A 12,080-nucleotide genomic window follows, 5' to 3' on the forward strand; every position below is an offset into this window, starting at 1 on the left:
TTTTTTGTTTTTATATTCATTTAATCAGTCAAGATGTTATCTTCTTTAAGTACTTTTAAAAATTCTTCCAGGATGTGTTCGTTATCAACTTTTTTTATGATTTTCCCTTTTTTGAAAATCAGGCCTACACCTCTACCACCGGCAATTCCATAATCTGCCTCTCTGGCCTCACCTGGACCATTTACCGGGCAACCCATTACTGCAATGGTTACATCTTTTTTTACAAATTTAAGGCTTTCTTCAACCTGCAATGCAAGATTTTCAAGGTCAATTTCAGTTCTTCCGCAGGTAGGGCATGAAATAAATTCAGGGCCTGCTTTTCTAAGCTCGAGAGATTTTAATATTTCAAATGCGACTTCAACCTCTTTGACCGGGTCTCCAGTAAGACTTACTCTCAAAGTATCACCAATTCCTTCAGAAAGTAGCGTCCCAATACCAACTGCAGATTTAATAGTGCCTGAGAATATTGTTCCAGCCTCTGTTACACCTATGTGAAGGGGGTAATTTGTAAGTCTGGAAAATTTTCTGTAAGATTCAATAGTTAAAGGGACATTGCTTGCCTTGAGGGAAACTTTGAAGTTGGTGAAATTTATGTTTTCTAAAAATTCCACGCATCGTAGCGCAGACATAACTATGGCGTTGCTCGATACACCGTAATTTTTAAGCAAATCTTTTTCCAGTGAGCCGGAGTTTACACCAATCCTGATTGAAACTCCAAAATCACGGGCAACATCAACGACCTTTTTAAGTTTTTCAAACCCTCCGATATTGCCAGGATTAATCCTTATACAGTCAGCTCCGTTTTTGATGGATTCTATTGCAAGTTTATAATCAAAGTGAATATCTGCAATAAGGGGAATTTTTATTTGATTTTTTATTTGCTTGAGAGCCTGACAGGCATCATTATCCGGTATAGCCACCCGAACAATTTCGCAACCGGCAGACTCAAGATTTTGAATTTGACGAACAGTAGATTCAATATCTCTTGTGTCAGTGTTGGTCATCGACTGGACAACAACCGGGTTGTTGGCGCCGATTTTGACATTACCAACATTGATTTCCTTAGAGTATCTTCTAATCATTTAAATCAAACTCAATATGTCATCTGCTGCCACAAGCCCTGAAGCTGACGCCTGTATAATCCCTCTTGTGATACCTGCGCCGTCACCCACACAATAGATGTTTTTTAGGTTTAGTGATCTTAATTTATTGTCAACTTTTATTCTGAGGGAATAGAATTTTACCTCTACACCGTAAAGCAGTGTATTTGGGTCTGCCATACCTGGCATGACTTTGTCAAGCTGCAAGATAGTCTCTTTTATATCTGCAAGATATCTGTATGGTAAAACAAATGATAAATCCCCTGGCATTGCAGTTTTTAGCGTGGGGACCACAAAGTTCTTACGGATTCTGCTTTCGGTAGAGCGTCTTCCTCTAAGCAAATCACCAAACCTCTGTACAATTATTGAGCCGCCACTTAGCATATTTGCCAGATATGCAATATTCTGACCATATTTTACAGGTTCTCTGAAAGGTTCTGTAAATTTTGTTGAAACAAGAAGCGCAAAATTGGTATTTTCGCTTTTTTTGTTTTTATAGCTATGTCCATTTACTGTAATCAGATTGTTTTGATTTTTTTCCTGGGCAATAAAACCTCCGGGGTTTACACAAAAAGTCCTTACCTCATCTTCAAATTCGGATGTATAATATTTTATTTTAAACTCATAAAGTTGATCGGTAAATGTGTCGCTAACCGATTTTGGTATTTCGACCCTTACCCCTATGTCAACAGGATTAATATCGGATTCTATATTATATTTGATTGCCATCTCTTGCATCCATTGGTTTCCGCTCCTGCCAACAGCAATTATTATTTTATCGTAAAACCTTTTTTCACCATTTTCCGTTACAAGCCCTTTTGCTTCATTATTTTCAATAATCAAGTCTACTACATTGGTATTGCAATACATTTTAATATTATTTGACTTTTCAAAGCTCTCATAAATATTAAAAATAGATTTAAGACAATTATCAGTGCCTAAATGTCTTATTTTTGCAGCATAAAGTCTCATACTGTGTCTTGAGCAAAGGTACTCAAGGTCTTTGATTTTTTCATAATTTGCTTTGGTATCGATTTCGGTTACACCGCTGACATCAACCCATATCTTATCAGCTCTGTCTATAAGCTTTTCCAATTCGCTTTCAGGCATAAAATCGGAAAGCCAGCCGCCAAATTCGGTTGTTAGTGTTAATTTGCCATCAGAATAAGCACCGGCACCGCCAAATCCGGACATTATCTCTTTTCTTGTCCGTGTTCTTATATCTGCACCTTTTTCATATATATCAACTTCAACACCCTTTTTATTCATTAGTTCATAGGCAGCAAACATACCTGCACTGCCAGCACCTATTATTGCAACTTTCATTTCTACCTCATATGTAAATTATTTTTGCATCGAAAGTATCATTTTCAATGGAAAGTATAGCATAACTATTTTTATCAGTCCACCTGTTATTTGTGGGGCTACCTGGGTTTAAAAGGTGTTGTTCACCAAACTTTCCCCAGAATGGTTTGTGGGTGTGACCATAAATAATTATGTCGGCTTTGTCAAATTCATAGAGAAGCCTGTTTTCAAGCCCGAATGGTGAGCCGTCACCATGGACTACGCCTATTGCTACATTTTGAAATGTTAGCAACCTCTTTTTTGGCAATTCAGGTATAAAAGGGTCTGTGTTACCTTTAACAGGATAGATTATGGGATTAAGCTGCATTAATTGCAAGATTAGGGGATACCCTACAATGTCTCCTGCATGGATAACTGCATCAGAGTTCTTTATATCTTCAATAAGCATTGAAGGCAATTTTTCAATTTTGTCTGTATGTGTGTCAGATATTACTACCAGTTTCATAAGTTTAATTTGCATTAATTTTAGAAATTTGACAAGAATAAACAGTATTTGACTTGAATTACATCAGGGGCGGGCTATAATTTAACATGGATGAGGTTAATTTGGACTTTACTAAAGAGTATTTTTACAGTGTTTTAAAGGGCGATTGTGAAATAGATATCAAGCTAAATGCACTACTAAATTTCTGCGATGATTTTTTGAGAAAAAATTATGAAAAATTTAACCTGAAAGAGATTGATTGCAGGGCAGGGTGCGGACATTGCTGTATTTTAAACATCGCAACCCTTGAGCCGGAGATAAAAAATATTATTAACTATATTAACAGTAATTTTGATGACACAGGCAGAAGAAGCTTGAAAGAAAAAATTAAAGAAAGTTACTTCATGGTTAAAGGGCTTGATGATGAAGAAAGGATTTTTTTAAGAAAAAAGTGTGTTTTTTTGACGGATACTTTTGCCTGCAGTATCTATCCGGTAAGACCGATTTTATGCAGGTCAGTTACTTCCACGAGTGCAGAAAGGTGTAGGGAGTCAATTGCTGCGGCCTGTTTTGGTGAAAAATTGTCGATAATCTCAAATTTGTATGTCAAGGAGCTGTACCTCTTGCTTTTTAATACTTTTACAGAATATTTGGAGAGAGAAAACTTGTTTTCAAAGAGTAAAAAGTTAACGGTTTGGCTTAAAGAATATATGGAATGTATTGAAGACTAACCCTGAATTTTGATGAAAAAATATTGACTATATCTGATATATCAGATATCATAGAATATCATTTCATAAAGGTGTTTTTATGTTAAATCTATTATCTGTTCGTGAACAGGTGTACGAATATTTGAAATCCATGATAAACAGTGGCGAGCTTAAGAGCGGAGAATCTGTTGATATTAAACTGCTTGCAGAAAAATTTGGCATTAGCAAAACACCTTTGCGGGATGCTCTTTTACAGCTTGAGGTGGATGGTTTTGTAAAAATAATGCCAAGAAAGGGGATAGTGGTAGCTTCGTTAACGCTTGAAGATATAAAAAATTATTATGAAATTATTGCGTCTGCAGAAAGCTTTATAGTGCAAAAATATGGACATAAGCTGACTGAGAATCAAATAGAACAGATGAGACAATTTAATCTTAATATGAAAGAAGCTTTGAATAACAACGATTTTAATGGATATTATGAAAATAATATTAATTTTCACAACATATATATAAATCTTACAGACAACAAAAATATGCTTAAAATTTTAAAAATATCCAAAGAGAGGCTTTATGATTTTCCAAGAAAAAAAGAGTTTGTAAAAGATTGGGAGCTTGATTCGGTATTGGAGCACGATAATATGATAATCCTTCTTAAAAATAAAAAATTTAAAGAAGCGGCTGACTATATAAGGGAAGTACACTGGTCTTACGAATATCAGCATAAATATATTTTAAAGTATTATACGGAAAATGTATGAAAGGGCTTGTTTTTGATATAAAAAGATACAGCATAAACGATGGACCGGGGATAAGGACGACAATTTTTTTTAAAGGCTGTCCATTAAAATGTCTTTGGTGTCACAATCCGGAAAGTCAAAGTTTTGAGAGGCAATTTTTTTATTACAAAGACAAATGTATAAGCTGCAAATTTTGCGTTGCATCGTGCTCTGCAGACTCAATAAAATTTGTAGATGGAGCTCTCAAAAGGGGTGAATGCAATTTTTGTCTAAAATGTGAAGAAGTTTGTCCCGGAAATAGTATCAAAAGTGTAGGCTCATACTATTCAGCCGAAGATGTGCTTGATTTTGTCGTAAAGGATTATCACTTTTATGGGCTAAATGGGGGTGTTACTTTTAGCGGTGGCGAGCCATTGTTTCAGTTTGATTTTTTGATTGAGACATTAAAGCTGCTAAAAAAAGAAAATTTAAATATAGCAATTGATACCAGCGGATTTATTGCAACTGAAAAGATTCTTGAGGCAGCAAAATATACTGATATTTTTCTTTATGATATAAAACACTTTGACAGCAGTAAACATAAAATTTTAACGGGTGTTGATAATACCCTTATACTAAAGAATTTGAAAGAGCTGTCAAATTCAGGCGCAAATATAATAGTCAGAATCCCGATAATTCCAGGTATTAATGAAGATGAAGAAAATCTCATAAATATTAAGAAGTTTGTAAAATCTTTACAAGGAAAAATAAAAATAGAGCCGGTATTTTATCACAACATTATGCAGGGTAAATATGAGCTTTGTGGTAAAAAATATTCATTAAATGATATAGTAGTGCCGGATAATAGTTATAAAAGAGAAAAATCAAGAGTTTTAGGAGTAGATTATGACGAAGCAAACAGAATGTAAAGTTATTAACTTAAATGGCGGGTATTTTGAAAGGGGTATGAATGAAAGGGTAAGATTTTTAAGAAAAAACAGTCTTTTATCCGTTGAAACATTTTCTTTTGAAAGGGCAAAGCTTTTGACCGAATTTTATAAATCTGTTGAAGGGAAGAAAATTGGCATAGCTACCAAAAGGGGGATGGCGTTAAAATATATTTTAGAAAATAAAGCTATTTATATCGGGGAGGATGAGCTGATTGTCGGCGAAAGGGGCGAATTTCCAAAAGCTACTCCAAGCTACCCTGAAATTTCTCTACATTCTTTGGGTGATTTACAAATTTTAAATTCAAGAGAGAAACTCCCTTACAAAGTAAGTGATGAGGCATTTAAAATTTATGAAGAGGAGATAATCCCTTATTGGGAAGGCAAAACTATTAGAGAAGAGATTTTTGAAAAGGTTAGTGAAGAATGGAAAAGAGCTTATAAAGCTGGAATCTTTACTGAGTTTATGGAGCAAAGGGCACCGGGGCATACTGTAGCAGATGGGAAGATTTATGATAAAGGGCTGAAAGATTTTATTAAAGATATAGAAAATAAAATTAACTCGTTAGACAATTCAGACCCTTATTTTGAAGAGAAGCTTGACGAGCTTACAGGGATGAAAATTGCATGCGAAGGGGTCATTAATTATGCAAAAAGACATGCAAAGAAAGCTCGAGAGATGTCGCTTCAAGAAAAAGACCCGATAAGAAAACAAGAATTGCTTAAAATTGCTGAGATTTGCGAATATGTCCCTGAAAATGCCCCACGAAATTTTTATGAGGCCTTGCAACACTATTGGTTTATACATTTAGGGGTAATTACGGAGTTAAACGGATGGGATGCTTTTAGCCCCGGCAGGCTCGATTTAAATCTTTACCCTTTTTATAGGAATGATATAGAAAGTGGCAGATTTACCAAAGATGAGATAAAAGAGCTTTTGGAATGTTTTTGGGTAAAGTTTAACAATCATCCCGCACCACCAAAGGTAGGTGTTACCGCGGAGGAGAGCAGCACTTATACAGATTTTGCCCAGATAAATTTTGGTGGAGTGGATAAAGATGGGCAGGATGCTGTAAATGATTTGAGCTTTTTGCTGCTTGATGTAGTAGAGGAAATGCGGATAGTCCAACCCAATGCAAGTGTTCATATTAGCAGAAAAAACCCTGACAGATTTTTGAAAAGGGCACTTGAAGTTATACGCACCGGATTTGGGCAACCCGCCATTTTTAATGCAGATGCCGTGATGCAGGAACTTTTAAGACAGGGAAAAAATATTGTAGATGCAAGGTTAGGTGGAACAAGTGGCTGTGTAGAATCGGGGGCGTTTGGTAAAGAAAATTATACCCTTACAGGATATTTTAATTTGGTGAAGGTCTTGGAGATTACTCTCAATAATGGCTTTGACCCTGTAACGGGTGAAAAGATAGGTATTGAAACTGGACAATTTGAAAATTTTAAATCATTTGAAGATTTACTTTCAGCTTTTGAGAGACAATTGAAATATTTCTTGGATATAAAGATAAAAGGTAATCTTGTTATTGAAGAAATTTATGCTAAAAAGATGCCGGCACCGTTTTTATCAATATTAATAGATGATTGCATTAAAAATGCTAAAGATTACAATGCTGGAGGGGCAAGATACAATAGCTCTTATATTCAGGGGGTTGGGATTGGCACTATTACAGATTCACTATCAGCCCTGAAAGAAATTGTATTTGAAAAGAAATTAATTCCACAGAATATGGTTCTAAAGATACTAAAGAGCAATTTTGAGGGGTATGAAGTTGAGCGTTTGATATTGAAAAATAAGACAAAAAAATACGGTAATGATGAACCTTATGCTGATGAGATAATGAAGAAGGTCTTTGAAATGTTTTTTGGATATATTGACGGCAAACCTAATTATAAAGGTGGGCAGTTTAGGATAAATATGCTTCCTACCACCGTTCATGTCTATTTTGGTTCGGTTATTGGTGCTACATTTGACGGCAGGAAGGCTTTTGAGCCTCTTTCTGAGGGGATTTCCCCTGTACAGGGTTCAGATATAAACGGGCCGACAGCAGTTATAAAATCGGCTTCAAAAATGGATCACTTAAAGACAGGCGGTACACTTTTAAATATGAAGGTAACTCCATCTTTGATTAAGGATGAAAAAGGTTTAAATGCCCTTTTACAGCTTGTTAGAACATATTTTATGTTTGATGGGCATCACATTCAGTTTAATGTCATAGATGCCAAGACTCTTAAAAAAGCAAAAGAAAAGCCTGAAAACTACAGAGATTTGATAGTAAGAGTAGCAGGATACAGCGATTATTTTTGCAATCTTAACGACAAATTGAAAAATGAAATAATTGAAAGAACGGAACATGAGTCATTTGTATAATTGAGCAAATGTTTAAAATTGTGTCAATACTTTTAAAAGCATAGGGAGGCAAATAAAATTTGTAATAGACATAATTAGCTTAAAATTTAAAAAAGCCTGTGTTATAATTTTTGTATGAGCAGAATGGTTATATTTTGGCTTTTTCTTTTTTTTCTTGGATTTGTACTTATAAATTATCCTTTTATTTCAATTTTTGATAAAAAAATATTTGTTTTTGGCTATCCACTTTTATATATTTATTTTTTTGTAGGCTGGCTTGTATCTATAATTGTCGTATATATATTTTCAAGGAAGATAGATGATGAGTAATAATTTTGAGGTTGTTTTTTTTATTACTCTTTTGTATCTGTTTTTACTATATATAGTCGGATATATTTCTGAAAAATTGTATATAAAAAATAGTAAATATATTTGTAACCCTTACGTATACTCACTTACATTGGCCGTCTACTGCACAACATGGACATACTACGGCTCAGTTGGGAGAGCCGTATCAAATGGGATAGAGTTTCTGGCAATTTACATTGGACCTACGCTTATTATATTTACCTGGTGGTTTTTTCTAAGAAAACTTGTCAGGATTGCAGAAAATCACAGTATTACATCCTTGGCGGATTTTATAAGTTTTAGATATGGAAAGTCCAAAAGACTTGGAATACTTGTGACACTGCTTTGTTTAATAGGTGTAATTCCATATATTTCTCTTCAACTTAAAGCGATAAATGAAACAATTTTTCTTATTGCCTACAATACCCCCTACCTTGGGACCAAGACATTATTAGTTAAGGATACTGCTTTTTATGTATCGATAATTATAGGTATATTTGGTGCTCTTTTTGGGACAAGACATTTTGGCGACCATAGAAAACACCCTTCCCTTGTCGGGGTAATAGCATTTGAATCGATAATAAAGCTTATTGTGTTTCTTATTGCGGGTATTTTTATAACCTATTTTATGTACGATGGTTTCAGGGATATTTTGAGCCAGGTTGTTAACTCTCAAAGCCCTTTTATAAAAGGGAAGCTTGATACAGTTTTCAAAATAGGTGGCAGCAATGTTTCAAGCAGCGAGTGGCTTGCGCTGATTGTAATGAGTATGTTTGCCGTAATGTTTTTGCCAAGGCAGTTTCATATGGCGGTTATCGAAAATACGGATGAAAAGCACATAATAAAATCTATGTATTTGTTTCCATTATATCTTTTCGTAATAAACATTTTTGTAATACCCATCGCATTTGCCGGACTGATTAAGTTTGAGGGGGGAGGCAATCCGGATTATTATTCAATGGGACTTCTTATCGAAAATGGAAATTATCTGTTAGCAATTCTCGTATATCTTGGCGGACTTTCAGCAGCCACAGGAATGATTATCGTTACTTCTGTGAGTCTTGCCAATATGTTTATAAATAACTTTATTCTTACATTTATCGTAAGGTATGTTATCAAAATCAATTTGGGTATGATTATTCCTCACCTAAAGAGGGCAGCAACCCTTTTTGTAGTAATGGTAGGGTACTATTATTTTGTAAAAGTTGGCAGCTCATTTTCGCTTGTAAATCTTGGCCTTACATCGTTTGCTGCTGTGTCTCAATTTGCTCCGGCCATAATTTTTGGAATTTTTTGGAGGGATGCAAATGAGAAAGGGGCATTGGCGGGGATATCTTTGGGTTTTTTATTCTGGTTTTATACACTTATAGTTCCATACATGGCAAAGTCAGGGGTGATAGACTATAACATAATACTGAATGGCCTTTTTGGAGTTAAAATTTTACGGCCAACAGCCCTATTTGGACTTGACACTCTTGATATCTGGAGTCACAGCTTATTCTGGAGTCTTGCTTTTAATATTGCAGGTATTGTGCTTGTGTCATCTCTGAGCGAAAAAAGTGTTGTCGAATCTGAAACTGCTTCCCTTTGTGTGGATTCATTTTCTTTTGGCTATATTGCCAGAAAGCGTTCGGTAATAGAAGGTTTAACTGTTGATGATATTGAAAGTATATTGAATAACTTTTTTGGTAAAAAGACCTCTCAGGAAAAGATTACAGCTTATCTTCAGACAATCAATAAAAACAGGGGAAACTTAAATATGACCGAAGTGACCACGCTGAGGGATAAGGCGGAAGAGATGCTTTCTTCTGCAGTAGGGCCAGGAGCTGCCAAATTGATATTTGAATCTTATGCACAAATAAAGGGTAAAGGTGAGACAAAAGTAATAGATGTATTTAAGGATTTACTTTCCTATGGAGTGGGAGAATCGAAAGAGACACTTGTGAAAAGAATCTCTGAACTAAATGTAATACTTGATATTTCGAGAATTTTCTCGAGTGTAAATACATTGGAGACGAAACTTTTTAAGGCACTTGAGATAATTAAGGACACATTCCATTTTGACCTTGTGATATTGAGAAGAAAAATAGGGGAAGTATTGGCAGTATATTCTTATGCTGGCGAGCTTAATTCAAGCCTTCTTACAAGTTACAGGTTAATTGACCCTAAAAGGTCATATATCGGAAAAGCTGCCGTCCAAAAAATACCTCTTGCTGTCAATGATATAAATCAGATTGAACTTAATGAATTTTCCATAGATTTAAAAAAACATGGTGTTATATCTTTTGCCCATATCCCTCTTATTATAAATGAAGAAGTGCATGGAATTATAACATGTTATAGCAAGCTTTTTAAAAATTTATTCAGCAAGGAGATGATAAGTCTTTTGCAGAGTATCGCCAATCAAATGGCTTACATGATTAATAATCACTATCAGACTGAAGAGATTATCAAGATGAGAGAGGTTGCAAAAGAGCTTGAGATTGCCAAGCAAATTCAAAAATCGTTATTGCCGGAAAAATACCCTGAAGTTTATGGTGTCCAGATGCTTGGTGTATGTTACCCTTCTGAATTTGTGGGTGGTGATTATTATGATTTTTATCAAATAAGAGAAGGTGTTTTTGATGTGGTTATTGCAGATGTTTCAGGCCATAATGTGGCCTCAGCGCTCATTATGACTGAGCTTAGAAGTATAATAAAGTCGATAATAAATTTTCAAAAAAACATTACGCCAGCAAAAATTATGTCAATACTGAACAGAGAGATTTATGGAGACCTCACAAAGCTTGAGTTTATTATTACAATGATTTATATGCGGGTTAACATCAACAACGGGACAATTACCTTTTCCAATGCCGGTCATCATCCACCTATTGTTTTTCAGCAAGGAAAAGAGATTAAGGAGCTCATTTTTGGTGATCCTTTGCTGGGTCTTATGGAAGATATAAGCTATAAAGAAATGACATATACTTTGAAGGATAATGATGTTGTATTTATGTATACTGACGGGATAATTGAAACTGAAAACGATAAAAGGGAGTTTTACGGTATTAAGAGGCTTAAAGATACGCTCGTAAATTCTCGCGAGGAATCTCTTAATGGTCTTTTTAAACTAATTTTTGATGATGTAGTAAATTTTAGGGGGTCAAAAGTCCAAAATGATGACATTACCATGACAGCATTTAAAGTAAAATTTAAATAAAAATTTGTATAAGGAGGTCCAATGCCTATTATTACAATTGAAGGTCCAAAGGTGGAAGATATTCAGAAGAAAAGAGATTTTGTAAAAGAAATAACCAAAACCACCGCCAGCTATTTTAATATGCCAGAAGAGTCAATAATTATTCTTATCAGGGAAAATGAGCCGCAAAATGTAAGTGTAGGTGGCAGACTCATTATTGATAAAAACAGGAAATAAGCAAAAAAACGGGCATATTTAAAGCTTTTTGGCTAAAATATGTCCGTTGGACTTACATAACTTTAGTTACGGAATTATAATTAATTCAGATATTCGCCAAAGACCTTGTTTTTGCATTCCCCACATATTCCGTGGGTGAATGTAGGAATTACCCCCCTTTCAAACAAGTCAGTTTCGTAAACTACTTTATCAAGAGATTGAAATTTTGAATTGTAAAAAATTTTGTTGCACCAGGCACATATCTTTACAAATTCTCCGGTATCATGCCTTTTTTCCCATTCTTCTCTATTTTCAATATTTGCAACATTTCTTATGGATGATAGAATATAGTCTTCTATAAAATCAAACCTTATCTCTAACATTTTTAATTCGTTATTGGCGTAAGCTGTAAAAATAGTTTTGAGAGAATATTTTTTGTTTTTTACCTTGTTTATTATAAGTACCAGTATGTTGGTTAAAAACTTATCAATTTTAAAGCAAAAAAATTCACTTTCACTCAATAAATTAATTAAGTTGTGGCCAACCAGGCCATTTATTCTAATGTCAGAATCAGGGACAAAACTATCTACGTATATTGAAAAAATAAAAGAAAATAAAAGGACAGGCATTTATTTCTTGACCTTTTTACCCAAATCTGCTATTGTTTATCCATCAGGAGGCAGCCATGACCAGACCAAGAAGCAGCTTT

At 34.6% G+C, this 12,080-nt stretch carries 11 protein-coding genes; 7 read left to right on the forward strand and 4 right to left on the reverse strand.

All coding sequences use genetic code 11. The features are described 5' to 3' along the window. Positions 1–20 precede the first annotated feature (20 nt). The 3 genes from ispG to ACTCAF_RS05155 are packed head-to-tail and all read right to left on the reverse strand — an operon-like array spanning position 21 to position 2,910. Entirely contained in the window at positions 21–1,079 is a 1,059-nt protein-coding gene (gene ispG / locus ACTCAF_RS05145; protein WP_463062228.1) for a flavodoxin-dependent (E)-4-hydroxy-3-methylbut-2-enyl-diphosphate synthase, read from the reverse strand. 3 nt (positions 1,080–1,082) lie between these two features. Next, on the reverse strand, positions 1,083–2,426 hold the full coding sequence (locus ACTCAF_RS05150) for an NAD(P)/FAD-dependent oxidoreductase (RefSeq protein WP_463062220.1): 1,344 nt from the start codon (positions 2,424–2,426) through the stop codon (positions 1,083–1,085). 7 nt (positions 2,427–2,433) lie between these two features. Beyond that, complete coding sequence (locus tag ACTCAF_RS05155) at positions 2,434–2,910, reverse strand: metallophosphoesterase family protein (RefSeq protein ID WP_463062221.1); 477 nt, start codon at positions 2,908–2,910, stop codon at positions 2,434–2,436. Between the two features lie 101 nt (positions 2,911–3,011). On the opposite strand from ACTCAF_RS05155, the gene ACTCAF_RS05160 reads away from it, so the two are divergent. The 7 genes from ACTCAF_RS05160 (at position 3,012) to dmpI (ending at position 11,392) form a co-directional block, all read left to right on the forward strand. Further along, positions 3,012–3,620: a YkgJ family cysteine cluster protein gene (locus tag ACTCAF_RS05160; protein ID WP_463062222.1), complete on the forward strand. Its 609-nt coding sequence runs from the start codon at positions 3,012–3,014 to the stop codon at positions 3,618–3,620. A gap of 79 nt (positions 3,621–3,699) precedes the next feature. Further along, positions 3,700–4,359 carry a GntR family transcriptional regulator gene (locus tag ACTCAF_RS05165; protein WP_463062223.1) on the forward strand — a complete coding sequence of 220 codons (660 nt, stop codon included), beginning with the start codon at positions 3,700–3,702 and terminating at the stop codon, positions 4,357–4,359. Next, the gene (locus ACTCAF_RS05170; RefSeq protein ID WP_463062224.1) at positions 4,356–5,246 is read left to right on the forward strand and encodes a glycyl-radical enzyme activating protein; all 891 of its coding nucleotides are present in this window, start codon (positions 4,356–4,358) and stop codon (positions 5,244–5,246) included. The genes ACTCAF_RS05165 and ACTCAF_RS05170 overlap by 4 nt, the downstream gene beginning before the upstream one ends. A gap of 37 nt (positions 5,247–5,283) precedes the next feature. After that, on the forward strand, positions 5,284–7,647 hold the full coding sequence (gene hypD, locus ACTCAF_RS05175) for a trans-4-hydroxy-L-proline dehydratase (protein WP_463062229.1): 2,364 nt from the start codon (positions 5,284–5,286) through the stop codon (positions 7,645–7,647). 114 nt (positions 7,648–7,761) lie between these two features. Further along, positions 7,762–7,956 carry a hypothetical protein gene (locus ACTCAF_RS05180; RefSeq protein ID WP_463062225.1) on the forward strand — a complete coding sequence of 65 codons (195 nt, stop codon included), beginning with the start codon at positions 7,762–7,764 and terminating at the stop codon, positions 7,954–7,956. Next, positions 7,949–11,176: a SpoIIE family protein phosphatase gene (locus tag ACTCAF_RS05185; RefSeq protein WP_242820925.1), complete on the forward strand. Its 3,228-nt coding sequence runs from the start codon at positions 7,949–7,951 to the stop codon at positions 11,174–11,176. The genes ACTCAF_RS05180 and ACTCAF_RS05185 overlap by 8 nt, the downstream gene beginning before the upstream one ends. 21 nt (positions 11,177–11,197) lie before the next feature. Further along, the gene (gene dmpI, locus ACTCAF_RS05190; RefSeq protein ID WP_242820924.1) at positions 11,198–11,392 is read left to right on the forward strand and encodes a 4-oxalocrotonate tautomerase DmpI; all 195 of its coding nucleotides are present in this window, start codon (positions 11,198–11,200) and stop codon (positions 11,390–11,392) included. An 80-nt stretch (positions 11,393–11,472) separates the two neighbouring features. Here dmpI and ACTCAF_RS05195 read toward each other — a convergent pair whose 3' ends face one another. Continuing rightward, entirely contained in the window at positions 11,473–11,892 is a 420-nt protein-coding gene (locus tag ACTCAF_RS05195) for a hypothetical protein (RefSeq protein WP_463062226.1), read from the reverse strand. Positions 11,893–12,080: the final 188 nt, after the last annotated feature.

This window comes from Deferrivibrio sp. (genome assembly GCF_055117995.1).